24 protein-coding genes are annotated in these 24,895 nt (G+C 68.3%); 8 read left to right on the top strand and 16 right to left on the bottom strand.

Going from position 1 to position 24,895, the window contains the following annotated elements; genetic code table 11:
- Positions 1–9 precede the first annotated feature (9 nt).
- From AWB78_RS10290 to AWB78_RS10360, 16 genes are read right to left on the bottom strand one after another with little or no spacing between them, the layout of a single operon-like run.
- Positions 10–1,017, bottom strand: a complete 1,008-nt coding sequence (locus AWB78_RS10290; protein ID WP_062604467.1) for a hypothetical protein — start codon at positions 1,015–1,017, stop codon at positions 10–12.
- The gene (locus tag AWB78_RS10295; RefSeq protein ID WP_157697450.1) at positions 992–1,696 is read right to left on the bottom strand and encodes a hypothetical protein; all 705 of its coding nucleotides are present in this window, start codon (positions 1,694–1,696) and stop codon (positions 992–994) included. The genes AWB78_RS10290 and AWB78_RS10295 overlap by 26 nt, the downstream gene beginning before the upstream one ends.
- A complete protein-coding gene (locus tag AWB78_RS10300) occupies positions 1,689–2,873 on the bottom strand; it encodes a baseplate J/gp47 family protein (protein WP_062604469.1) in 1,185 nt (394 codons plus the stop codon). The genes AWB78_RS10295 and AWB78_RS10300 overlap by 8 nt, the downstream gene beginning before the upstream one ends.
- The gene (locus AWB78_RS10305) at positions 2,870–5,929 is read right to left on the bottom strand and encodes a putative baseplate assembly protein (RefSeq protein WP_157697451.1); all 3,060 of its coding nucleotides are present in this window, start codon (positions 5,927–5,929) and stop codon (positions 2,870–2,872) included. Before AWB78_RS10305 ends, AWB78_RS10300 begins: the two co-directional genes overlap by 4 nt.
- Positions 5,926–6,336, bottom strand: coding sequence for a gp25 family contractile injection system sheath assembly initiator (locus AWB78_RS10310; protein ID WP_062604471.1), 411 nt, complete (start codon positions 6,334–6,336; stop codon positions 5,926–5,928). The genes AWB78_RS10305 and AWB78_RS10310 overlap by 4 nt, the downstream gene beginning before the upstream one ends.
- Positions 6,337–6,361: 25 nt before the next feature.
- Positions 6,362–7,009 carry a phage baseplate assembly protein V gene (locus AWB78_RS10315; RefSeq protein WP_062604472.1) on the bottom strand — a complete coding sequence of 216 codons (648 nt, stop codon included), beginning with the start codon at positions 7,007–7,009 and terminating at the stop codon, positions 6,362–6,364.
- The gene (locus AWB78_RS10320) at positions 7,006–8,076 is read right to left on the bottom strand and encodes a phage late control D family protein (protein ID WP_062604473.1); all 1,071 of its coding nucleotides are present in this window, start codon (positions 8,074–8,076) and stop codon (positions 7,006–7,008) included. Before AWB78_RS10320 ends, AWB78_RS10315 begins: the two co-directional genes overlap by 4 nt.
- Complete coding sequence (locus AWB78_RS10325; RefSeq protein WP_062604474.1) at positions 8,073–8,789, bottom strand: CIS tube protein; 717 nt, start codon at positions 8,787–8,789, stop codon at positions 8,073–8,075. The genes AWB78_RS10320 and AWB78_RS10325 overlap by 4 nt, the downstream gene beginning before the upstream one ends.
- Positions 8,780–11,836 (bottom strand): hypothetical protein, encoded by a 3,057-nt coding sequence (locus tag AWB78_RS10330; RefSeq protein ID WP_062604475.1) that lies wholly within the window; start codon positions 11,834–11,836, stop codon positions 8,780–8,782. The genes AWB78_RS10325 and AWB78_RS10330 overlap by 10 nt, the downstream gene beginning before the upstream one ends.
- Complete coding sequence (locus AWB78_RS10335; RefSeq protein WP_062604476.1) at positions 11,833–12,291, bottom strand: phage tail protein; 459 nt, start codon at positions 12,289–12,291, stop codon at positions 11,833–11,835. Before AWB78_RS10335 ends, AWB78_RS10330 begins: the two co-directional genes overlap by 4 nt.
- A gap of 6 nt (positions 12,292–12,297) precedes the next feature.
- Positions 12,298–12,525 carry a DUF6760 family protein gene (locus tag AWB78_RS49560; RefSeq protein WP_074173419.1) on the bottom strand — a complete coding sequence of 76 codons (228 nt, stop codon included), beginning with the start codon at positions 12,523–12,525 and terminating at the stop codon, positions 12,298–12,300.
- A complete protein-coding gene (locus AWB78_RS10340) occupies positions 12,468–12,836 on the bottom strand; it encodes a hypothetical protein (protein WP_062604477.1) in 369 nt (122 codons plus the stop codon). The genes AWB78_RS49560 and AWB78_RS10340 overlap by 58 nt, the downstream gene beginning before the upstream one ends.
- The gene (locus AWB78_RS10345; protein ID WP_062604478.1) at positions 12,833–13,279 is read right to left on the bottom strand and encodes a phage tail protein; all 447 of its coding nucleotides are present in this window, start codon (positions 13,277–13,279) and stop codon (positions 12,833–12,835) included. Before AWB78_RS10345 ends, AWB78_RS10340 begins: the two co-directional genes overlap by 4 nt.
- A 13-nt stretch (positions 13,280–13,292) precedes the next feature.
- The gene (locus AWB78_RS10350; protein WP_062604479.1) at positions 13,293–14,570 is read right to left on the bottom strand and encodes a phage tail sheath family protein; all 1,278 of its coding nucleotides are present in this window, start codon (positions 14,568–14,570) and stop codon (positions 13,293–13,295) included.
- An 8-nt stretch (positions 14,571–14,578) separates the two neighbouring features.
- On the bottom strand, positions 14,579–16,564 hold the full coding sequence (locus AWB78_RS10355; protein WP_082883278.1) for a phage tail sheath C-terminal domain-containing protein: 1,986 nt from the start codon (positions 16,562–16,564) through the stop codon (positions 14,579–14,581).
- Between the two features lie 31 nt (positions 16,565–16,595).
- Positions 16,596–17,222: a Pvc16 family protein gene (locus AWB78_RS10360; RefSeq protein ID WP_062604481.1), complete on the bottom strand. Its 627-nt coding sequence runs from the start codon at positions 17,220–17,222 to the stop codon at positions 16,596–16,598.
- Between the two features lie 589 nt (positions 17,223–17,811).
- On the opposite strand from AWB78_RS10360, the gene AWB78_RS10365 reads away from it, so the two are divergent.
- From AWB78_RS10365 to AWB78_RS10395, 8 genes are all read left to right on the top strand, one after another.
- Positions 17,812–19,392: an FHA domain-containing protein gene (locus AWB78_RS10365; RefSeq protein WP_062604482.1), complete on the top strand. Its 1,581-nt coding sequence runs from the start codon at positions 17,812–17,814 to the stop codon at positions 19,390–19,392.
- 67 nt (positions 19,393–19,459) lie between these two features.
- Positions 19,460–20,698, top strand: a complete 1,239-nt coding sequence (locus AWB78_RS10370; protein ID WP_062604483.1) for a PP2C family protein-serine/threonine phosphatase — start codon at positions 19,460–19,462, stop codon at positions 20,696–20,698.
- Between the two features lie 29 nt (positions 20,699–20,727).
- Positions 20,728–20,856: a hypothetical protein gene (locus AWB78_RS49300; RefSeq protein ID WP_269768928.1), complete on the top strand. Its 129-nt coding sequence runs from the start codon at positions 20,728–20,730 to the stop codon at positions 20,854–20,856.
- A complete protein-coding gene (locus tag AWB78_RS46415; protein ID WP_062604484.1) occupies positions 20,853–21,614 on the top strand; it encodes an FHA domain-containing protein in 762 nt (253 codons plus the stop codon). The genes AWB78_RS49300 and AWB78_RS46415 overlap by 4 nt, the downstream gene beginning before the upstream one ends.
- 10 nt (positions 21,615–21,624) lie before the next feature.
- A complete protein-coding gene (locus AWB78_RS10380; RefSeq protein WP_062604485.1) occupies positions 21,625–22,590 on the top strand; it encodes a serine/threonine-protein kinase in 966 nt (321 codons plus the stop codon).
- Positions 22,591–22,640: 50 nt separating this feature from the next.
- On the top strand, positions 22,641–23,258 hold the full coding sequence (locus tag AWB78_RS10385) for a hypothetical protein (protein WP_062604486.1): 618 nt from the start codon (positions 22,641–22,643) through the stop codon (positions 23,256–23,258).
- Between the two features lie 48 nt (positions 23,259–23,306).
- A complete protein-coding gene (locus AWB78_RS10390) occupies positions 23,307–23,738 on the top strand; it encodes a hypothetical protein (protein ID WP_062604487.1) in 432 nt (143 codons plus the stop codon).
- Positions 23,739–23,742: 4 nt separating this feature from the next.
- Positions 23,743–24,894 (top strand): S41 family peptidase, encoded by a 1,152-nt coding sequence (locus tag AWB78_RS10395; protein ID WP_062604488.1) that lies wholly within the window; start codon positions 23,743–23,745, stop codon positions 24,892–24,894.
- The last annotated feature ends 1 nt before the right edge of the window (position 24,895 follow it).

The raw sequence follows: 24,895 nt of genomic DNA on the forward strand, positions 1-24,895 counted from the left end.
TCCCCCGCTTCAGCCGAGCGCCGGCGCAATCTGCAGCAGCGCCGGATCGCAGGTCACTTCGACGGCGACGAGCGATACCCGCGCGTAGCCGTCCGCGCGAATCGCGATGGAGAGCGTCGACGACTCCAGATGGATGTCGCCCCTGGACACGTCCCAGGTGTGGTCGTAGGGTCCGCCCTTCACTTCCTCGGCGAGCACGACGTCCGCGACATGCCGCTTGTTCGCCGCGTCCCAGCCGCCGATATACAGCTCGACCTTGAGCCGCCCGTCGTTCTCCGCGCCGGCGATGCGCAACTTCAGCACGCGCGTGACGCCGGGCGCGAGCGAGATGGCCATCGTCCCGCCCGCGCCTTGCGTGTTCGGCTCGTTCTTGATCTCGCGATGCGAGCGCGCTTCGGTCGGGCCGACGCGAAACGGCGGCGGCGCATCCTGCTCGTCGGAAGGCCAGACGGTCGGCCGGAACGGCATCCTGAGCCAGCCGGTGCGCAAGTGCGGATCGAGCGCGCGCGCCGTGACGCAGCCCGGCGACAGCGGCGTTTTCAGAGTGCGGCGGTTGGTCGTTCCGATGCCGTGCGCCGTGACGTGGCTGTGCTCGTCCAGCTCGACGCTCGCGAGCACGACCGCTGCCTCCGGCACGCCCGCCGCGAGCGACAGCACCGCATAGCACTTGCGCGTGCGGCGCTCGCTGTCGGCGGCGGGCGCATCGTCCTCGTCGTAGACGAGGCTCGCCATGAGCGTCGAGTTCGCCGAGTTCGACGGCACTTCGAGCTTCTCTTCCTGCACGAGCTCGATTTCGTGACCACGTCCGTCGATCGCGAAGCCCGGGCTCACGACGATCTCGTTCGTGCCAGCGTGCCGCACTTCGAGCCCGCGCACGACGCCCCAGCCGTGCAGGTTCAGCGAGTGCCGGTAACGCGCGTTCGCGTGATAACGCTGCTCCGCGATGAAATCGTCCTCGAGCAGCAACTGGCCGCGGTAATACGCCGGCTTCTTATTGATGAGCAGTTTCTTGTGCATGACTCGTGCCTCTTCGTAGCACCAACTCGTACTCGGTATGCGCCGGCCGGGCAAAATCGACGATCACGCGCACGCGCTTCTCGAATGCTTCCCACGATTCGCCCGACAGCGTCTCCCCGCGCTCGCGCACGACCAGTGCCACGCGGAAGCGGAACGGCTCGTCGGCGGCCAGCACGGTGTCCGTTCCGAGCCGCGCGCGGCCGATCAGGAACCCGTGCAGCGGTTCTTCCTCGATCTCGATCTCGGACTCGATCACTTCGTCGAAGCAGAGCGCGAGCAGCTTCGCGAGATAGCGGCGCGTGCCCCGGCTGCCGTAGAGCGGCACGATGCCGGCGATGATCTCGCGCAGCCGTTGCGGCGGAAACAGCGCGTACGGACTGAACGCGACCCATTGCGCGAGCCAAGCGAGGAAGCGCTCGGGCGCCGCGCCGCGCTCGCCCGGCTGGATGCGGTACAGACCGTTCGGCGTGGCGAGCTCGCCCGACTGCGCGACGCCGAGCGGCGCGAACGTCTCCGGAATGATGTCGATGTCATCGGCGATGGCCGGCGCCGCGGCATCGCCGCTGTACAGCAGCATCGACTCGAAGGCGCGCAGCAGCGCGCGCAGCTGCCCCTTCTCGTCGGTGGCGCGGTAAATGGCGGGCAACGCCGCCATCATGCGGTCGGCGGGCTCAGTCACGATCGCTGTCTCCGCCGTTGTCCGCGCCGCTGTCCGCGCTCACCGCGCCCTCGCCCGGATCGCCGCGCAGCACGAGCGGCGCCGGCCTGTCGATCACGCGCACCGCGTCCGGCATGACGTCGAGCATCAGCACTTCCCAGGGCCGCAGCATCACCGACGAAAGCGCCCCCGCGCTGTCGCGTTCGAGCCGCTCCTCGCCTGCGTCGTGCGGGCCGCCGAGACGCGCGTCGATGCCCACGGTCGATGTCGCGCCGATCTGCACGCCGAGCTCCGCGCCCGCGCCGTCGGGCTCGCCGCCGATCGCGCGCACGGTCACGTCTTCCACGTAGTCGACGCCGTCCACGTCGTCGATCAGCGCGGCGACTTCCGACAGGTTCAAGGGCTGGCCGAAGATCCGGCTCGCATCGGCATCGGCGTTGATGCCGGTGTCATCGTCCGCGGCGAAGAGCGCATAGCGGCGCCGCAAGGCCGCGCGGATCTCATCGAGGACGCGCTCGCGCGACGCCCCCGGCAGCAGCGCGAGCGCAAAGCCGATGCGCGCCCGCAGCGGCGGCGGCGCGAGCACGTGCAGGCGCGTCGTGAGAAGGCAGCGCGGCAGCAGGTCGGCGCGCACGGCGTCGCGCACGCGCGCGGCCTCGTGCGGCGGCACGTCCTCGGGCAGCGCGATCAGCAGGCTCACGTGGCCGCGCGCGTCGGTACGTGACGCGCGCATGTGACCAGCGCTCAGATCGGCGTTCGCGATGCAGTGCGCGCAAGCGCGCCGGCCCGGCAGCTCCCGTCCGATCACCGCGAGCGCATGCTGCTCGAAATCGCCCGGCGTCACCGCGCATTGCAGATGGGAAAGCTCGCTCACCGCCTCGCGGATCTCGCGCGCGAGCTCATCCATCGGATCGACGATGCGCGACGGCTGGCCATGGGCATCGGCAAAGCGCCGGCTGAAGTCGTAGTCGCGCGAGCCCTTGAGCAGGCGCAGGAACTGCAGCTTCGCGGCAGGCGTGACGCGTCCGATGCGATAGAGCAGGATGTCCGCGAAATACGCGAGCAGCTCGATCAGCGTGACGCCCGGGTCGGACGGATTGTGATCGGTCCACTCCGGCGCGTAGATCGGCAGCAGCGCTAGGCCTTCGCGAACCAGGTCGTCGAAGTCGCGATCGTCGAGATGAGGGGTCTGCATCATCGTCCGCTCGCTCGAATCGTGTGAACGCCCGCGCAGACGAGAAAGTCGCCGCGCTCGCGCAGGCCCGGCTCGCCCGCGTCGAAGAAGATCCGCAGTCCGCGCACGTGATCGATGCCCTGCACCGTGCGCAGCGCCGCGAGCAGGTCGGACGCGTGCGGGACTTCGCCGAACGCCCAGCCCTCGCCGCGTGCATTGCCCGAGACCGGATGCAGGAACGCGTTCACGCGCGCCTCGCACGCCGCGGCGACGCGTACCGGCGATGCGTCGGCTGCCACCGCGATCTGCGCTTCGACACTCGCGCGCAGATACGCCGGACCGAGCACGACCACCTCGACGCCGGCCGCGCAGCGCGCGAGCAGATACGTCCGCACGCGTTCGAGCAGTGCGCGCGCGGGCTGCGGTTGCGGCTCGGCGCTGTCCGGCACGATCAGCACGCTCACGATGCCCTGTGCGGGCTGAGCCGCGTCGCCGGCCCTGGACAGATCCCGCACGCCCCGGCACAAGGCGCTTGCCACCTGCGGCGATGCGCGGCGCGCGAGATCGGCGTAATCCTCGGCGCACACGGCGCGGTCGCGATGACGGATGCGGGCGAGCGCCGCGCCGCGCAGCCAGGTGTCGTCGACGGCATCCTGGCCGCCCGTCGCGGCGTCGCAGTTGGCGGCCGACTGGATATACGGAATCGTCGTGCGCAACTGCGCGATGGCCGCCGCCGGCCGGTTGCCGCGCGCCCCGCCGCCCGCGCTGTAACTCGCGCGCAGGCCGTTGCCGCCCGCGGGCGGGATGCGCCCTTTCCGGCCGTCGCCGAAACGCACCGTGCCGCTTGCGCGGTCGAGCGTGAACACCCGCGCGTCGTGGCCCGCGTCCGCGAAGTCGTGGATGCACGTCCAGCGCACCCAGTCGCGCGCGTCGCCCGCCTGCCCTTCGCGCACGTCGAGCAGCAACCCGCCCAGCACCGGGCTGCGCGCGAGCCGGAACGACTGCGCCGGCCGGCCGTTGCTCGATCCGAGCAGCTCATGTTCGAGCCGGATCGCCTGAACGGCGCTCACCGCGTTCGGCGCGAGGAGCCGCACGGCGAGCATCGCGCTGTCGTCGCATGGCGCGGACGCCGCCCGTCGTATCGATGTCCTCGCCGCCGCCAGCGCGTCCGGGTCCGGCAGAGGCGCGAGCGCGCCGGCCTCGCGCCGCATGTCCGCCGATGCCGCCAGCATGAAGCGCAGCCAGACGAGCGCGGGGCTCGCCTCCAGCGCGGTGCTGCTCCAGCGCGCCACATCGTCGCCGATCGTCACGCTCACGATGCCCGCATGTTTCAGCCCGCCCGTGCGATCGAGCGCCGTGCAATCGCGCCAGCCGGCCGCGCCGCGCACCTGCCAGCGCTGCACGGACGCGGGATCGTCGGCGCGGCAGACCGGCCGGGCATCGCTGGCCGCGAGCGCGACATAGACGTTCAGCGTGTGCCCGGCGAGCTGTGCCGGATCGGCGGCGAGTCCCAGATAGAGCGCGCGCCCTGCCGTGTCGTAGGGATCGAACAGGCTGAACGCGGGGAACGGCGGCAGCGCGGGGACGACGACATGACGCGCTTCCAGCCCGTCCTCGATCACGATGCGCTCCGGCAGCACCGGTCCGATATGCAGCGACACCGACACGCGGATGCGCGCGATCGACGGCGGCGCATCGGCCGGGGCGATGGCGGCATCCGTCGCGCGGGGTTGCGGAACGTAGCTGCCCGACACCAGCCGCACGCGCAGCCAGTTGCCCGTCACGCCGCCGATCGTGGCCGGCGCGACGTCGGAGGGAATCGCGAAGCTGACGGCGCCGTCGCGGGTCAGCGCGTGCGTCTTGTCGTCGGCCGGCAGCGGACGCCAGCCGGTGCGGGTGTGCATCTCCCATTGCACGCGCGGATCGCCCGCGCGGCTCACCGGCGGGATCGGCGAGGCATCGGGCGCGGCGCAGGCGGGATTGGTCAGCTCGATCGCGAGCAAGGCGTGCGCGTTGGCGATCGCGAATCCGCCGGACGCGAGATAGAACACGTCGCCGAAGCGCGGACGCTCGCCGAACGGATAGAAGTCGCGGGTCACATCGAGCGGCATGCGGCCGGACAGCGCCGCGTCGACGGGCGTGGCCTCGAGCGCGCGGTCCGCGAACAGACGCAGCGCCGTGATGGTGACGGGCGCGCTCGTGCCGGCCGTCGCGTCGCGCGGAACCGGCGCTTGCGGCCCGGAGGCTGCGGCGGCGGGCACGATGCGGCACGTCAGCCAGCAGTTCATCACGCCGCGCAGCGCGGCCGGCTCGATCTTCACGCCTTCGGGCAGCGCGCCGAAGCGGACCTCGCCGCTTTGCGCGAGGCCGTCGGTCGTGTCGAGCAAGGGCGTGAGCGCGACGAATCCGCCATCCGTGGTGAGGCCCCAGCCGAGCTGCGTGCCCGGCTCGCGCGCACCCGCATGCGCGATCTCCGCCTGCAATGAGAAGCCGATGAGATCGCTCTGCGCCCACAGCGACGGATGGCCGATATGCATCGCCCGCACGAGCGGCACCGCGTGCGTGAAAGGCGTGACGCCGGGCGGCAGCCCCGCTTCGGCGATCGTGCCGCCCGCCTCCGCGACGACGCAACGCCCCGTATCGACCGCGACGACGCGCGTGAGATCGGCGCGCAACACGTCGAGATCCGCCTCGGTCTGATACACGACCGCGTCGGTTTCGCCCGGCGCGGGCGGCGCCGCGACTTCGGTGTAGCGCGGCACGACGGGCACCGGCGCGTTCGCGGCCGCGCGCGCCGCCTTGAAGACGAGCGGCGCGCGGGCCGGCACGGCGGGCTCGGACGCCGCGCCGAGCAGTTGCGCGAAAGCGGACAGATGCGCATCGGGCGCGCGGTTGAGCCGGTCGGTCAGGATGTCGCAGTAATGCGCGAAGACCTGTCCGAGCGCTTCGCGCAACGGATCGCGCGCCCGCTCGCCAGCGGCGCGATCCGCCTCCGCTTCGAGCGCCCGCGCCAGCGCCGCGCCGATTCGCGAGGCGCTCAGGCGCTGCATCCGAACGAGGGGGGCGTTGTACGGTGTCACGCGAGCGGCCTGTCGAGATAGAACGGATAGACGAGGTTGAACCGGCTGTCGGTGAGACGCACGCGGTAGTCGATCTCGATCAGCAACTGCTCGTCGAGATCGCCCGCTGCGTAGGCTTCCGTGTTCAGCACGTCGATACGCGGCTCCCACTGCTCCAGCGCCTCGCGCACGTGAAACGCCGCCATGCCCTGCGTCGCGCTGCCGTTCACGGCGAAGACGAGATCGTGCAGCCCGCAGCCGAAATCCGGGCGCATCACGCGCTCGCCCTTCGCCGTCGAGAGAATGATCAGGATCGAATGCTTCACGCACGCTTCGTAGCGCGCGATCGAGATGCGCGACGCGCCCTCCGCGTCGGCGGCGAGCCCGACCGGAAAGTCCCATCCGACTCCGAGCACTTCCAGAGGCATCTTCGGCTCCCTTGTTCGCGGCGCGCTAGTTCAGGTTGATCAGCGCGCCCTTGAGATTCATCGTCGCGGTGGCGGTCGCGTCGATGGTCGTGTTCGCGCTCACCTTGACGCCGGCCTTCGAATCGATCTCCACGCCGACGCCTTCGATCGTCACCTTGCCGGTCTGCGAGCGGATCGCGATGTCGCCCTGCGCTTCGATCGAGATCGAGTTGTCCGACGCGCTGATGACGACGCGGTTGTGCCCCGTCTTGTCGATGATTTCGATCTTCTCGCTGCCGGCCTTGTCGGACATGCGGATCACGTGGCCGCTGCGCGAATGGAATGCGCGGTTGTCGTTGTTGCCGTCGGCGTTGGATTCCGGCGCCGCGTCCTTGCCGTTCCACAGCGCGCCGATGACATACGGATGCTCGACGCTGCCATGCTCGAACGCGACCAGCACTTCGTCGTCCACTTCCGGCAGGAAGTAGGCGCCGCGTCCGTTGCCCGCCATCGCGCTGGCGACGCGCGCCCAGTTGCTTTCGTCGTCGAGGTTGAGCCACGGAAAGCGCACCTTGACGCGATGCATGTTCTCGGGATCGTGATTGTTCGTCACGATCCCGACCACGACGCCGAAGTAGCGGCCGTCGCCGTCGGTGCGCGCGAGCAGGCTGCGCAGCAGTTCGTCGTGCATCATGTCGCGTTCCTCCTCGCGGCGAAGCGCGTGCGGTAGCCTTTTTTCGGGGAAAAGCGCTGCTCGGCCGACGTGACGTAATAGAGGCCGCTGAAGCGCTCGCCCACGCCTTCGATCTTCACGACGACGCCGGCACGCAGCGTCGGTTCGCCGATGCACTGGCCGTCGCAGCGGATGTAGCCGAGCGCCATTTCGCCGAAGCGTTGCCGCGCGACCGCGTCGGCGTCGTCCTGGCTCTGGACCGCGGACACCACGCTCGCGCTGCCCGACTTGCCGAAGAGACCACTCACGCTCGACGCGCCCGACGCCTTGCCCGCCATCAGGCTCTTCACGTCCGATGTGCCCGCGCGGCCGACGATCTCCTTCTTGTCCTTCGCGTTCCAGCCCTTCACGAGCAGTTCCTCGACCTGGCCCATCGTCGTCATGCGCGGACGGAAGTCCAGCAGCTCGATCTCGCGGCGCAGCGTGAGGGCCGCATCGCGATCGATCCTGCGCGGCCGGAAGATCAGCGTACGGTCATCGACGACGATTTCATGATCGATCCGCCGCGCACGCGAAAGCAGGAACTCCAGGTCCGTCTGGTTGTGCTGCAGCAGGTACGGCAGCGTGACCTTCGTGTCGTCGGCCTGGGGCGTGAGGCCCGCCGTCGCCGCGAGCCGGCTCGCGATGTCGCTGTCCTTCACGTTGGTGTAGGAGCGCGTTTTGCGCTCGCGCGCGAGCCGGTGACGGCGGTCGTAGCCGCGCACGGTGAGCGTCGGCGGGCTGCTTTCGAGAAAAGTCGGCTCGAGCCCGGTGATTTCGCCGCTGAAGACGGTGCGCTTGTTGTCGCGATAGCCGATCTCGATCTCGACCGGATTGCCTTCGCGAAAGAGCGCGTCGTCGATCCATTTCACTTTCATCTCCGCCGAGTCGTAGCAGGTGAGCGAGAACGTGAACATGCTCATCGCATCGACATCCTCGAGGACGACGACATCGATGAGATCCGCCGCCGCCTCGGTCGGCAAGGGCGAGCCGTTGACGCGCAGCGAGAACTCGGGCGCGAGGGTATCGAAGTCGCTGCGCGCGTTCACGGCGCCTCCTTCTTGCGATGGCCGCCGGACGCGGGCCTTCCTGCGGGCAGCGCCGGCAGCAGCAAGGTCGTGCCGGGGCCGAGCGCGAGCGGATCGTCGATGCCGTTCGCCGACGCGATGTCACGCCAGTTCGCCGGATCGAGATACTCGTCGGCCGCGATGCTGGCGAGCGTCTGGCCGCGCCGCACGGTCCAGAGCTTGGCCACGTCGGCGGACATCAGGTTCTGCTTTTTCATGTCGGTCGCGTTCGCGCGCCATTGCAGGAACGTGCATTTGGCCGTGGCCCGGACCGGCACGCCGTTCTCCAGAAACATCGTGTAGCTCTGGTCGATCTGCTGCAGCACGCCCTGAAAGATCATGCCCTGCTTGCCCCAGAAGAGCTGGCAGACCGGCGGCCGATGCTTGTCGCCGCGCACGAGCGTGAGATCGGCGAGCTTCTTCGTATGGACGTACACGCTCGGCTTGTTCGCGTCAGCGCGGTCGTAGGTATCGAAGAACAGGTCGATGGTCAGCGTGGCGGGACTGGCGGTCGTGTATTGCAGCTCGGGACTGTCGCGCTTGGCTGCCTTCGCGCTCTCCCATTGCACCGAGCGGTTCACGCCGAGGCTCTTCGGGTTGAACATCGCCGCGATGTAGTGAGCGTCGTCGCGCTGGTTGAATTGCAGCTTGCCCGCGTCGGCTTCGACCACGATCGTGAGTTTGTCTAGGGCCATGGTGCTCCCCCGCGACGCTCGCGTTCGATGGCGAGCCTGTCCATGATGATCTGCCACGCCTGATCGGCGAGCTCGGCGGCGCCGGGTGCGGTGGCATCGGCGTTCTTTGCATCCGGCGATGCCGCGGCGTTGCCGTTGGCGGGCTTGGGCGGTGCTTCCGCCGAGTTCGGCTCGGCCTGCAAGGACAGCGGCACGACGCCGTAGGATTCGGCGACGGTGTCGGTCGATGCGGGCGCCGCCGGGGCGGTGGACGTCGCGTGGGCCGGCTGGACGGCGCGCTGAAGCGGCAGAACCGCCGGTGCGCGCGACATGCCGCGCGCGGGCACCGAATGGGTGTCGGCTTGCGGGCTATGTCGAAGCGGCGTTGCCGGGATGTCGGCAGCGCCGCTTTGCGTCGATTGCCACGGTGACGTGCCGATGGAACGCGCCGTCGACGTCGTCGCGAATGACGATGCGCCGGGCGCGGGTTGCGACACCGTCTTCCTGACGAACGAACGTGATGGTTTGTCGTCGAGGTCCGCGCCCGCTACGGACGATGTTTGCAGCATCCGAGGATGCGCCACCGCGCGATCTGCTGCTTGGTTCGAGGTCGTCGGATGGTTCATGGCGAAGCGCTGCGCAACCGTATGGTCGGCGGCGGGTTGGATCACGCTTCTGCCTCGGGTTGTCGCGCGCGAAGGCGTCATGCGCGTGATGTCGTCGGTTCCTTGCGTCACGACGGGAAGCTCGCTCGAGGTTCGCGCCGCATCCGGCGATGCAGCTGTGCCGGGTGTCGTGGTCCGAGGCGGGACGGCGTGGTCCGCGGACTGCCGCGCGATCACGGTATCGCCCGCTGCGTGCAGCAGTGTCGGCATCGCGGGTGGCGATGCGTCCCACGGCGTCTCGTGAACCTGCTCCGTCATGCGCGCGACATCGCGTTGCGGCGTCGGCGCGGGTTCGTGTGGCGCGTCGTGCGGTTCGCCGAAGCCGGGCAAGCGCGGCGCGTCGGGCCGCGCAGCGGTCGAGCGCGCCCGGCTCGCGACCAACGGTTTCGTGAAACCCGATGCGCTCGTAGACGTATCGCGCACGGTAGCCGTCGGGACAGGTGCGGATTGCATCGTCGGGACGGACGGCCGCGCGCCTTGCGGTACGGCAACCGTTGCACCGGACGCGATCGAGCGCATCGCGGCGGCAAGCGGGCGTCGTGCCATCAGTGGTCCGGGGAGCGGTGGCGAAGTCGTGGATGAAGGCAACAGTGAAGCCGAAACCGCATCCCCGATGGCATCGATGCGCGGCGCATCAGCGCTTCGGGCGATGGGGCCGCTTGCACTCGCGCTCGCGATGCCGTCCGTCCGCATCGATGGCAACGAGTCGCGAAACTGCGCACGCGGCCTATCGGCGCTGATGGCTACGCTTGAAGGAACCATCGATAGCGGCTGTCGCACGACATCCCGCGCGGCGACGGGAGCCACTGTCCCGACCGTCGGCGATGAAGTACTCGCAGCGGACCGACCCGTCTCGCTGACAGGCATCCGTCCCGAAGCCTCTGCCGATGCGCTCCCATGCGTCCGATCGTCCGATGATGCCGTTGCGTCGATCGCGCGCGCGGGCGCTGTCGGTTCGGGAAACCGGCTGACCCGCACCTGACTCAGCGCCACACGCAGCCGTTCCTGAAGGCCTGCCGTCGCGCGGACTGGCGTTCGTGCATCCGCGACGCGCGCTTGGTCGGGCGTCGGCGCATTCTGTGCATCATTGCCTGCCGCCGCGATTCCCGTCGATGCCTCGACAGAGCGCGCGGGTGCGAGCGACTGCGCTGCGGATATCGCCGGCATTGAAGCAGCGAGCGGCGCATCCGCCGGGCGGCTCGCCCCGATAGCCGGCGTCGCCTCATCCGAAGCGCTCGCCTGCACCGTGTCCGTCGCGATGGGCCTGCTAACCGCCGCACGCTCCCGCGACATATGATCCGGATTGCTAAAGACGGCTGGCGTGACGGCAGGAACCATCGCGGCAGGCGATACGAAGCCTCGAACCTCATCAGCCGTCGATGCTGCCCGGCGTACCGGATCGCGAGCCACAACCGCATCGCGCTGCCGATGCACGGCGTTCAGCGCGCGGGCGACAGGCGCGAGCGCCGGCAGCGCCGCCGTTGTCTCACGCGGACGCGGCACGGGAGCGGACTGCGTGTGCGTTGGCGCGGACATCGGCGAATGACGTTCGCTGGCGGCGGAAGGATTCGCGCGAAGCACATCGGCGTGAGATGGCATCGGCGCACGCATGACGGCATCGCCCCGAGACCGCGTTGGCGAAGCACCGACGACCAGCGGCGTCGCGGAAACAGCGGGAGCCTGCCCCGACACACCATGCGCCGCGCCCTGCGACGCAGACCGGGCAGTTCCGTCATGCGGCGACCGGTGCTCGTCCGCTTGCCTCGCGTGCAACGGCGCAGCTGCGACAGACCGATGCTCGTTCGCTTGCATCGCGTGCAACGGCGAAGCCTCGACCGACCGATGCTCGTTCGCTTGCGTCGCGTGCAACGGCGCAGCCGCGACAGACCGATGCTCGTCCGCTTGCGTCGCCTGCAACGGCGAAGCGGCGACAGACCGTTGCTCGTCCGCTTGCGTCGCGTGCAACGGCAAAGCCGCGACAGACCGTTGCTCGTCCGCTTGCATCGCGTGCAACGGCAAAGCCGCGACATCCCGGCTTGCGCTCGCAGTCTGACCGGTCTCTGCCTTCCGCTGTCTCGCCGTCTGTGCCGTCTGCGCGCCCGAGCCATGCGAACCGCTAGCCACCGCGCCGTCGCTCACATGACCATCGCTGGCCGGCGCCGCGTCATCGACACTTCTTCTCGCGATCACGAACGGCCCGCTCCCGCGACCCGAGTTCATCCCGCGCCCCGCGCCGCGCCGCCCGATCATCGATTCGGCGAAATCGCTGTGCCTGCCGAAAACCGTCGCGCCGAGCCCATCGCGATGTTCCTCGCGCGCGCCCGAAATGAGCGGCGTGCCCGCATGGCGCTGCCAGATCGCATCGCCGAGCGCAAGCCGGGAGGCCGTGTCCGCGTCGTTCACCGTCCGGCTCCCAGATCTACGCCGCGATGCACCAGTTCGATGGACTCGAACGCAACCGCCGACGTATTCGCGCGCAACTCCGGCCCCGTCCATTTGACCGGACACGCCTCCAGAAAGACCCATTTGATGCCGGGCTTGCCCTCGCGCGTCAGCATCGTGATGGTGACGTCCCGCCGCTCGATCCTCGCGCCGAGGATGCCCGCGTACCAGTGCCACAGATGCGCGAGATCGCCGATGCCCCGTTTGAGCACCAGCCGCGACGGGTACTTCGTCGCGCCGGCGAGCTGATGCTCGCGGTCGTTCACGCCGCCTTCGCGCAGCGTCTCCACTTCCGTCTCGATGGTGAGCCCGGACACTTCGTTGAAGCCGGCCACCGGTTCGGGGGCATTCTTGAGCGTGACCGAATAAAGGAAGCCGGAATACAGGCTATCCGCGCCACGGACGTCGAGAGACATGTCGGTTCACTCCAGGCTGTTGGTCTGCGCGTCGTTGATCCGGTTCACGATCCTTGCTGCCTCTTCGATCCAGCGGCGGCGCTCGAGATGATCGAGCGTCATCAGGTGCGTATAAGGCCAATGGAAGTGATAGGCAAGATAGGCTACCTCCTCGAAGATCTGCTCCGGGCGGTAGCCTATTGCTCCCCCGAAGTCTCGACCTCCACCTCGAACTTCTTCTCGCAGCCGGGACACACCACATGAAGACGGCTGTGTCCCTGCGTGTTGATGCGCCGGTACAGATCCTCCAGATGCGCGAAGTCGGCGGCGAACAATTCCTCGATCACGCGCGGATTGACCTGCGGCAGATTCCCGAGACGGGTCACCACGCGCGAGAGCAGGATCACCGCGAGATAGCCGGGGTTCACCTGCACGCGCGGGTCCTTCATCGGCGCGATCTCGTCGCTCGCGGTCGCGAGACGCATCACGCCTTCGCGATGCACGCTGCCCTCGCCGTCGATATAGCCGCGCGGCAGCGTGAAGGGAAACTCCGTCTGGATCTTCATTTCGTGCGATCCAGGCCTTCATGCACGAGCTCGAGCGTATCGATCGCGACTTCGTTCGCCGTCGCGTTGAAGCCGGGTCCGGTCCACTTGGTCGGCCACGCGGCGACGAAATCCCACTGCGCGACATCGTTGCCTTCGTCGTCCATCAGCACGATCGAGCCGTTCTTGCGCGCGTCCTTGATCTTCCCGTCCATGACCTGCTTGCGCCACTTCCAGAGATCGAGATCGTCGGTGATGCCGCGCTTCAACGTGATGTTCGAGAACTTCTTGAGGCCCGGCAGCTTGTGTATCGTCACGGTCTTGTCGTCGCCTTCGCGATAGTCGATCGCATCGGTGGCGGCATCGAGCCCCGACGCTTCACGAAAGCCCGCCCGCTGAATGCCGTCCAGCTGAACCCTGAACTTGAAGCCTCGAAAAGGGTCTCTGCGATCTCCGGTTGCCATGGTGTGTCTCTCCTTACGCGTGCATCGCGGGTCCGCCCAAGGTCACGCCGTTTGCACTCTGCGTGATTCGAACGATGACGAATTCGGCCGGGGCGGTTGCCGCCAGGCCTATTTGCGCGACCAGCATGCCGGCGTCGCGCCCTTCCACTGAATTGGTTTCGGCATTGCACTCGACGAAGTACGCTTCCGACGCATCGCGGCCCTTCAGCGCGCCGCTCGCGTGCAGATCGCGCAGATAGCCGCGCACCCGGTCCTCGACGGCGCCCCACAGCGCCGTGTTGTGCGGCTCGAAGACGAGATCGCGCAGGTTGCGCTCCAGCTCGCGCGTGACCGCGAGCACGAGCCGCGTCACGTTCACGTAACGCGCGGCGGTCCGATCGCTCAGGGTGCGCGCGCCCCAGATGCGCAATCCGCGCCCCGGCCATTCGCGCAGGCAGTTGACGCCCGCGTCGTTGAGATCGGCCTGGTCGCGGTCGTCGACCTGCACGTCGAGGTCGAGCACGCCTTCGAGCAGTTCGTTGGCCGGCGCCTTGTGAACGCCGACGCGCCGGTCGCTTCTCGCATATACGCCCGCGATATGGCCGCACGGCGGCACCAGCACCGTCTCGCGCGCATCGGCGTTCGGGCGCGGCGAGCGCACGCGCACCCACGGAAAATAGAGCGCGCCGTGATCGGCGGGCAGAGCCTGCCATTGCGTGATCGCGTCGCGCATCGCGGCATTCGGCTGGCCCGGCGACGGCATCGTGTCGAGAATCGCGAAGCGGTCGCGCAGCCGCGCGCAGTACTCGACGATCCGGCTCTGCACATCGAACACATACTCGGGAAAGGCGCGCAGTTGCGGCGCGAGCGCATCGGGCATGCAGACGAGATCCACATATTCGAGATCGCGCAGCACGCCCGACTCCGAGAACGGCGAGATGAGCAGATCGGCGAGCTCGCGCGCTTGAGCACGATCGGGCTTGTCCGCGTAGGCATCGAGGCGGGTCTGCACCGGCTGCACGACGCAGCGCTCGCCGCCATTCTCGAAGAAGCCGCGCACGGCACAGGCGAGAAGATCGCCCGGCGCGGCGTCGCGATAGGCCGCCGCGAAGCGCTCCCAGCGGTCGAACTGCCGCGCGTGCCGCTCGCCGGGGCCGAACGATCCGGCCTTCACGAACCCGGCGAACACCGGCACGCCCGAGGCGAGCCGCCGCGATCCCACGAGCCCTTGCGGGACCCAGTCGAGATACAGGCCGGGCGCGCCATATGCGTCGTGGCGACCCAGGGCGGCGGATATCGGGGCGGCTCTCATGGCGCGGCTCACGCGTTGATCATGCCGGTCGACTGCGTGATGCGGAAGATCACGAACTCCGCGGGCCGCACGATCGCCACGCCGATCTCCGTCACCACCTGACCGACATCGCGCACGGCGGGCGGGTTGAGCTCCGCATCGCACTTGACATAGAACGACTGCTCCGGCGTCGTGCCGAACAATGCGCCGGTTCTCCAGACGTTGGTCAGGAACGCCGTGATGTTGAGCCTGATCTTGCCCCACAGCGCCTCGTCGTTCGGCTCGAAGACGATCCACTGCGTCCCCTCCTCGATCGACTTCTGCAGGAACAGGAACAGACGCCGCACGTTGATGTACTTCCACTCGCCGTTCTTGTCGCCGCCCATGGTGCGCGCGCCCCACACGGTGACCGTGTTGCTCATGATGCGGATCGCGTTGACGCCGTGCGGATTCAACATTTCCTGCAAGGGCTTGCTGATGTAGTACTTCACCTCGAGCGCACCGCGCACCGCCACGTTCGCCGGCGCCTTGTGCACGCCGCGCTGCGTGTCGGTGAGCGCGTAGATGCCGGCCAGATGCCCGCTCGGCGGCACATAGGTGCGTCCGCGATACTTCGCCGCGACCCGGCGGCCCGGATCGGTGTCCTGCAGTTCCTTCGCCGGATCGCTCACTTCGATGTGCGGGAAATACAGCGCTGCGCTCTTGCACACGCGAGGCAGGATCGAGTTGGTGCCCGAGTATTCGAGCTGGCCGATATCGAGATCGCCGCGGGCGTCGGCCACTTCCTCGGGCGTGTCGAGGATGGCGAAGCAGTTCTCGCGGTTCTCGGCATGCGACATCAGCGCTTCCCACGTGCCGGGCGTTCTCGGCAGACCGGGCGCGGCGATGATGGCGATGTCGTCGATCGATCTGAAGTTCTGCAGCACGCGATCGAGCTGGTCCATGCGCTCGATGCGCGCGACGAATGCCTTGGTCCCGCCGTTCTTGAAGAAGCCGTTGACCGCATGCGTCAGCGCATGATGGCCCGGATGGCATGGACGGAAGATCCACTTGTCGGGGTTGTCCGGCGCGTCGGGATGATCCGGGTCGGCGGGCGGGCGCACGGGATCGTCGCGATAGGCGGAGAACGTGCCGAAGCGCTCCGTGTACTCGGTGAAGTTGGTGCAGAGCTTGGTGTCGCAGGCGTCGGCTTTCAGCGTGAACGCCTGCAGGATGTACGGGCGCAGGATCGACGGCGCGAGCGCGCTGTCGTCGGGCTTCGCATCGGCGTCGAAATAGCCCAGCTCCCTCGCGAGCGGATCGTTGTCGGCGGATGGGGTGGACACGGCGGCCGTTTCCGTGCCGCCCGCGGGCGCCGACGCAGCGGCAGCGGCCTCGGCCGGTTTCGCCGCCGCGCCTTCGGCGCCCGCCTCGGCCGGCAGGAGCGCGGACGTCTCATCGAGTTCGCGCTGCAGCCGCGCGATGTCGTTGTCCGCCGCACCGTGCCTCGACGTGATCTTGCGCAGCGCCGTTTCCTTGTTCGCGAGCGTCGTGCGCGCCGCTTCGAGCGCCGTCTGCTTCGCCGGCTTGTCTTCGGCGGACGCGGACTCGAAATCGGTTTCGAGCGGCTGCAGCGCCTTCTGCGCGTCGTCGCGTTCGGACGTGGCCTTGTCCAGGTCGGCTTTCGCGGACGCCAGCCGCGTCTGCGCGAGTCCGAGCTTGGTCTTCAATTCCTGCGCGGTGCCGCGCAGGCTCGCGATGCGCCGCTCGCGCTCTTCGTCGAGTGTCGCTATCTCGCCCGCATGCTCCGGCTTGCCCGGATCGAGCGCCGCCCGCCTCGCGCTGATGGCTTCGAGCTCGAGCGCGGCGCGCGCCGCGACGGGATCGTAGTCGGGATTGGGCACAGGAAGATAGATCGTCGGCGGCACGATGCCGATCAGACCGACCACGTTGGTTCCCACGCCCGCGATCGGTTGCTGCGCGGAAGGCACTTCTTCCACGTAGACGCCAGGGGCAAGATAAGTAGCGCTTGACATAGAAACGTCCCCTTACAGTCGATACCCGCCATCAAGATTGACTTCCCACGCGAGCGCGCACGACGGCGCTGCTCATCCAGGCGTCGTAGCGGAAAACTCTTTCCGTGACGAGCCTCACCTCTTTCGGAATACTCACGTCTACGGACAACGTGACCGTGTAATTGATCGCCGCCTTCGGTTTTCCGCCCATCGCTTGCCAGAATTCGCCGAGGCTCTGCAACCGGCCAGGCTGCAGCGCGCTCACCGGCAGCGGCAGATCGCTTCCGGCGAGCCGGCCGCGCAGCAGCTCCCTCGGCAGCGTGCGATGCCTGAGCAACGCGCGCATCACTTCGCCGAGCAGACGATGCTCGTCCTCGGCGGGACTCGCGAGTCCTTCGCGGGGCCAGGCGGTGATCAGATAGGAAGCGTCGATCCGAACGGGCGCCGCCATGCGCTCCGTCACGCCATCGCTGCGGCGTTCGAAGTGGACCTCGTTGCTGCGCAATTCGAGGTTCTCGCGAACGTCGTAGAGAAACAGATCGACGGCCGGTGTCGTGACGGATTGCGGCGGGAACTGATCGTCAGGCGCTTCAAAGCTGACCTGGATCTGTTCGGACAGGCCCGGCGCAAGCTCGCGTCGCAACAGCGCTGCGAGCGTCTCGTCGAGGTCATCGATCATGACTGATTCCGTTCTGCGTGAAGCCGGGTCACTACTGCGTCCCGGCGGCGCCGGCCGGATGACCGGGGCAACGCGGATGACCGTAGATGCGCCTGCTGGATGACTCAAAAACCTGTCGCTCGGGCGAGGTTCCGCGATTCGCTTTCCCTTCGCCGCCGAACGACGATTAGAGGGATAGGCGACGCCCCTAGCAATGTCAAGGATTGCTACTAAAGCTGGCTGAATGCGCCAGTTCCTTGTCTTCGGGAAGATCCTTTTTTCACCTTTAATACGTTGCAAGCGGCAAGCCCGGATAAGCAGCCCCAGAAAATGCAGTGAACGATGAATGGGCTTTCACGGGCGACAAACCGTTGTTATGGATTCTTCAACGAGGGCGCGTTAAGTCGGCAAGGTTCGTCGCAGACCACGACGAGTTCAGCCTGCCGTCACGCATTGGATATTCAGCATAGACATAACTGGGGATCGCAGGCGTACCGCAAAGCGCGTTCATTCCATCGAACGCTTCTTCCGTCACGCCCGCACGCCGCGCGATTCGCAGGGTCAGTCAGTGGGAGGCAACGTGAGCCTGTGTTCAATTCGTGCAGCGTGGATGCTGACAGCCCTTCTCGCCGCGAACGTGTCCGTGAGCGCGGCCGAACTGCAGGCGGTCACCGTCGCGCAACCCGAACGCGGGACGGTCATCGTCACGGTGCGATCGCCTGACGAAGCGCCTCCGGCTTCCGCCTTCAATCTGAATCTGCAAAGCGGCGGCATCGACATGCACGTGCCGGCGAGCGCGGTCACGCCCGCGTCGAATCCCGGTGCCGATCTGGCGACGACGGTGATCATCTGCATCGATCGCAGCGGCTCCATGCAGGGCGCGGTCCGCGAGATCAGGAACGCGCTGCGCGACGTGCTCGCGACGCCGCGTCCCGATCTGCGCATCGGCATCATGGCGTTCGGTTCGACCATCACGCCGCTGTCGCCGTTCACCTCCGATGCGAATGCGTCGATGCGGGTCATCGACGGCATTCAGGGCGAAGTCGGGCACGACGGACAGACCAAGCTCTTCGACGCGATCGCGAGCGCCGGCGCGCGGCTCGCCAACGATCCGGCGCGCGGGCCGAAGCGGCTCATCGTGATTTCGGATGGCAAGGACGAAGGCAGCAGGATGCCGCGCGAGACGCTCGTCGACATCGCGCATCAGCGTCAGGCGCCACTCGATACGATCGCGTTCGGTCCGCTCGCGCCGCGATGGTCGGGATCGCTCGCGTCGCTGTCGAGCGCGACGGGCGGAAAGTTCGTGCTCGTCGAAAGCGGACCGAAGCTGGCCGACGCGATCCGCAACGAGCTCGGCACCACGCAGGCGTCCGCCTACGACGTCAGGTTCGGTTATCGGTCCGAAGCCGGCACCGCGACGGCAAGCACGGCCGCCCTCGCCTACGCGCCGCCCGGACGGCCGGTCGCGCTGATTCCGATCAACGTGGCCATCGCCGCGCCCGCCACGAATGAACCGGCGCCCGTGCCGCCGCCGGACCCGGAGCCGGAGCCGAAGCCTCCCGTCGTGACGCCGCCGCAATCGCATTCGTGGCTCGACATGAAGTTCACGTTCCTGAGCCTCACCATCGATACGAAGGGGTTGTTCGCCGGACTGCTCGCGCTCATCGCCGGATCGCTCGCGATGTTCTTCGCGCTGCGCCGCAAGCGCGCGCCGGAGCCGGAGCGCGAGACGCAAGCGCCGGCGCAGAACCGTGTGCGCGCCGAGACGGTGCGCGAGCATCAGGGCACGCGCGTCGGCGCCGTGTTCGGTCTGCCCGCGCCGGGTCGGCCCGCGGCCATTCTGGTCAACACGAGCCAGCGTCATCCGGGCAAGCCTTATCCGATCGAGAAGACGGCGGTGCGCATCGGCGCGGACGATGACAACGATCTCGTCGTTCCCGACGACGGCTACGTGTCGCGCCGGCATGCGGCTATCCGCTTCGATGGCGGCACGCTCTATCTCACCGATCTCAATTCGAGCAACGGCACCTGGCGCAACGATGTGCGCCTCGGCAACGCACCCGTGAGCCTCGCGCCGGGCGACGTGCTGCGCTTCGCGCGCACGACCTACGAAGTGCGCGGCGTCGAGCGTCAGGCGCCGTATGACGAAGCGGGCCGCCGCGAGAACCGCTATGAACGCCGCGTTCCGTGACGCGCCGCGAAGCGATGAACGAGACGAGTGAGACGAGCGCGACAGCGCGGGCAGGACGATACGCACTATGAACACATGGTCGGTGGGGCAACGTTCGGAAACCGGCTTCGTGCGCGCCGAGAATCAGGACCGCATGAGCTGGATCCGCGCGCGGGCCGCCGATATCTTCGTCGTCTCCGATGGCATGGGCGGTCATGCCGGCGGCGCGCTCGCGGCGCAGCTGACGGTGGAGACGCTGCAGCGGAAGCTGGCGGATTTCGCGTCGCTGGACGGGGCGGCCGCGACGCTGGAAAGCGCATTCCAGGCCGCCAACGATGCCGTGTTCGCGCGCGGCCAGAGCAGCAATCCCGCGACGGCCCGCATGGGCGCGACCGCCGTCGCGCTGCTCGCGTCGGGCAATCAGGTCATGCTCGCGCATGTCGGCGACAGCCGCGCCTATCTGCTCGACCGGCGCGGCACGCTGCAACGTCTCACGAAGGACCACAGCCTCGTGCAGCGGATGGTCGACGCGAACGTGCTGTCCGAAGCGGAGGCGGCGAATCATCCCGATGCAAGCGTGCTCGAACGGGCGATGGGACAGGCGCCGCGCGTCGAGGTCGAGGTGAGCGGCTGGCTGCGCGTGCATCCCGGCGAGGCCTGCATGCTGTGCTCGGATGGCCTGTGCGGCTATGTCGAGGACGACGCCATCGCGAGCGTGATGCGCAGCGGCCATGCGCCCCAGCAAACGGCGGACGCGCTCGTGCGGCTCGCGCTCGAACGCGGCGGCGAGGACAACGTGACCGTGCAGGTGTTGCGTTATGGCGCGCGGCAGGCGCGGTGGCGGCGCTGGGTTCTGCCCGGCGTCATCGCCGGGGCGCTCGCGGCACTGGCGCTGGCGCTGGCGCCGGGACTGGGATTGGGATTGGGATGGCTCGGCATGCAATCGAAGCGCTTCAGCGCCGATGATGATGCGCGCCGCGTCAATGACGCTGCGTCGAAGGCCGCATCGACGACGCCAGCATCGGCCGCTGCACCCGATGCGCGTCTCGTCACGCTCGAAGCGCGCGTTCAGGAGAACGCAGCGAATCAGCGCGCGGCCGATGCCGATCTCGATCGCAAACTCGATGAGCTGCGTGGACGCATCGACCGGATGGAGAAGCGGCTCGATGCCGGCAGTCACGCGGGCGCGCATGTCGCGCCGCGCGCCGAGAGCGCGAGGAAGGCCGCGCGCACGACAGGCGCGAGAGCGGCGGCACCGTCATCGCAACATCAGGCGGTGTCCGCCGCGCCGGCGAGCGCGACGGACGCGGCCGAAGGTTCTCCATGAAAGCACTGCCCCACGAACGGAGCCGTTCCATGAACATCCAGTCGATCCACCACGCAGCGGTTCGGGCAAGCGCGCGCGCATGCATCGCGCGCGTGCCGGGGACGTGGCGCATTTTCAACCGCGCCCTGCGCGCATCCCACGAAGGCGGTGCCTCATGAGCGATAGAACCATCAAGTCCTTCATCGGCCGGCTGTGGGGCGGCGCACCGTCCGCCACCGGCTATGGCAAGACCGGAACCACGTGTCCGAAGGGACATCCGATGGACCCGAGCTGGACCGAATGTCCCGTGTGCCGGGCGGAGAGCCAGTCGAAAGACAAGACTTCGGCCGACACCGTGTCGCCGCACGCAACCAGGAGCGCAGCCATGTCACGCAATCCGACCGTCACGCCCGGCAGCACGCCGAACCGCGATTCCGGCGCCACGCGCATCGATCCGGGCGACGAGCGCATCGGGCAGCCGCGCGCGTACCAGTCCGCCGTGCGCCGCAAGATCACCGGCGTCGTCGTCACCTTCACCTGGGAGCGCCAGGGCGAGCTGTTCGTCCTCTATGAAGGACGCAACGTGATCGGCAAGGGGGAAGTCGCGAGCGAAGGCGGCCGGCCGTGCGACGTGCTGCTGCAATCCGATCCGACGATGTCGAGCGAGCACGCCATGATCCTCTGCCGCCACGGCCGCTACGAACTGTTCGATCTGCGCAGCACGAACGGCACGTTCGTCGATGACGCGTTCGTCGAGACCACCGGCGTCGATCTCAAGGATGGCGCGAAGATCAAGACGGGCGACACGGTCTGGGTGTTCCGCAGGATCGTCGGCGACGATGCCGGAGCCGCCGTGAAGCACGCGCGCCGCGACGATCCGGACGATCCCGATGAACCGGACGACCCGCCGCCGCGCGATCGCTCCAGGGTGCTGTGAAGAGCCGATCATGGGTTTTCGCAGCGGACAACACGTCGGCGCCTACGTGATCGACAGCCTGCTCGGCCGCGGCGGCATGGCGAGCGTCTGGCGCGCGTGGGACAAGCGGCACGGCGATCAGGTGGCGATCAAGATCATCGCGGATTCGTGCGGCGGCGGGCAGTTCGCCGATCGCTTCATCGGCGAAATCCGGCATCACGCGAGCCTGCGTCATCCGAACATCGTCCGGGTGCGCGAGGTGTTCAGCGTCGCGGGCCAGCCTTGCATGGTGATGGATCTGGTATCGGGCGGCTCGCTCGCGGGACTGCTGGAGAAGAGCCCGCAGCACCGCCTGCCGGTCGAGACCGCGCTGCCGCTCGTCACCGAAATCCTCGGGGCGCTCGACTACGCGCATCGGCAGAGCATGGTGCATCGCGATGTCAAGCCGTCGAACGTGCTGCTGGATCGATCGCATCAGCATGCGTACCTGTCCGATTTCGGCATCGCGCTCGCGGTCGGCGAGAAGCGGCTCACGCAATTCGGCAGCTCGGTCGGCACGAGCGCGTACATGAGCCCCGAGCAGATTCGCGCGACCGGCACGATCGATTACCGGTCCGATGTGTACAGCATGGGCTGCGTGCTGTACGAAGCGCTGACCGGCCGGCCGCCCTTCGTGGCCGAAGGCGCGGACGACGAGAACGACGACGCGGCCTTCGCCGCCGTGCTCTCGATGCACCTGAGCGCCGCGCCGCTGCCGCCGAAGCAGCGCGTGCCGGGCATCCCGGCGCACGTGAACGCGCTCGTCATGCGCGCGCTGGAGAAGGACCCGGCGCGGCGCATTCCCGGCTGCGCCGAATTCGCGAAGCGCCTCGCCGCCGGCGACGGCGACAACGACGAGGTGCGCGCGGGCCTGCTCCGCTCGCCGATGCGCATCGCGATGACCGCGTTCGTGTTGGCGGTCATCGTCGCGGGCGTGGTGATCGTCATGAGCGGATGAACCTTCCTGCGACGCAGGACGGATGTGTTTGAAAAACTCAGGAGCACGCAATGTTTCGGATCGTTCTTATCAGCTTGCTCGCCGCGCTGACCGCGGCCTGCGCCACGCCTCAGCAGAATGCGGCGCTCGAATGCGGCGCGGGCGGCGCCATCGCGGCCATGCTCCTGTGCAAGGTCGCGGGCGGCGACACGGGAAAATGCGCGGCGATCGGCGCCGGCGTGGGCGTGCTGGGCGGCGCCGGCTGCTATGCCTATTCCGACAAGATGGCCAGGCGTCAGAAGGAACTCGAAGGCCATGAGAACGATCTCGATGCGCGCCTCAAGTACGTCAAGGATGTGAACAGCGATACCGCCGCGTACAACGCGCAGCTCACGAAGGACGTCGGAACGGCGAAGCAGAAGACCGATGATCTCGTCGCGCAGATGCGGCAAAAGGCGGTGGACCAGCAGCAGCTCGCGGATCAGCGCAAGGCGCTCGATACGCAGATCAGGCTCGCCAACGACAACATCGCGCTGCAGCGCAAGCAGATCACCTCGATGCGCACGTTCCAGGCGCAGCAGAGCGTGAAGTCGCAGGAACTGACTTCGGAAATCCAGCGTCAGCAGATGCTGCTTGCCGAGACCGAGCGCGAGACCAGCGCCCTCGCCGCGCAGCGGCAGCGCATCTAGCGCGACGAACCACGGATGGAAACCGCCATGCCCGCACCATGCAGATCGATGATATTCGCGTCCTTGCTGATCGCGGCGCTCGCGGGCTGCACGCTCGTCGAGCAGAACCGGCAAATCGATGCCACGCAGGGGCGCATCGACACGAAGACCGTGCAACTCACGCAGGCCGAGCAGGAACAGGCCGCGCTCCAGCAGCAGATGCAGTCGATCAGCACCGATCTGCACCAGAAGCAGATGAGCAACAAGGATCTCGAACGGCGTCTCGCGAAGCTGCAGGCCGCCAACCAGCAGGCGGCCACCGACAACGACGCGCAGCGCGCGCGCAAGCGCAAGCTCGATGCGGAACTGACGCAGGACCGCGCGGCGCTCGCGGCGCTCTCGCAGAACACGACGATGGACCCCTTCGAGCAGCAGCGGAAGATCGATCAATTGAAGGCCGACATCAAGAAGCGGCTGGAACTGCTCGCGCAGATGAAGTAGCACGGTGAACCGTTCCTCGCGCCCGCTCAGGATCACGTCGACCACGGCGCGCCGTGCGCTGGCGGCGCTCGCGGCGGCGCTTCTCGCCTGCGCGTGCGGCCAGCGTGCCGGCGACAGCGGCGCGCGCCAGGCGGACCACGCCGCCGCCGCAGCGCGCCTGCTTGCCGACGCGCTCGCGGTGATCGCGCGGAAGGCGGCGTTCGCGCCCGCCGACAGCAGGCAGATCGTCGCGCGGATGCTGAGCGATTACCTCGGCGCCGAAGATCCGTACTCGGGTTTCATGACCCGCGACGAATACGCGGCATATCGTGCGCTCGCGAAAGGTTCTTACGGCGGCATCGCCATGGACCTCGAACGGCGCCACTCCGGCGAGACGATCTGCTATCCGTACGCGCACGGCCCCGCCGAACGCGCGGGCATCGCGGCGGGCGAACGGCTCGTATCGATCGACGGCACGCCGGTCGCGGGCAAGCCGCTGCCGGTGCTCGCCGCGCTCGCGACCGGCGCGGCGGGCACGCAGGTGGTGCTGCAGATCGCCGACGCGAAGGGCGCGACGCGGCCCGTGAGCGTCACGCGCGCGCACATCGACGCACCCACGCTCACGCGCGACACGGCAGGCTCGCTCCAGGTCATCCGGATCGCGCGGTTCGCGCCGAATACGCGTTCGGAGGTCGCCGCCTTGCTGGCGGGCTGGGATGCCAGGCGCCCGGTCGTGTTCGACCTGCGCGGCTGCGGCGGCGGCGACTTCTACGCCGCCGTCGATACCGCGATGCTCTTTCTCGACAAGGGCGCGCCGATCGTGACGGTGACCGGCCGCGAAGGCGCGCGCCTCTATGCGAGCACGCTCGACAGGACGCCGCCCGCACGCACGCCGTACCTGTGGCAGGACGAAGCCACCGCGAGCGCGGCGGAAGTGTTCATCGCCGCGCTCACCGGCAACGGGCGCGGCGTCTCGATCGGCATGCCGAGCGCCGGCAAAGGCAGCCGGCAGGACATCTTCGAGCTCGCCGACGGCTCCGCGCTGATCCTGACCACGGGCTATCTCACCGCGCCCCGGGGCCTCGCGTTCAACGGCCGCGGTCTCACGCCGATGAAAGCGCTCGCGCCCGGCGCGGGCACGGCCGCGTTTGCGAACGCCACCCCTTCGACGGAGTGAT

The organism is Caballeronia calidae, from assembly GCF_900044055.2.
Classification (GTDB): domain Bacteria; phylum Pseudomonadota; class Gammaproteobacteria; order Burkholderiales; family Burkholderiaceae; genus Caballeronia; species Caballeronia calidae.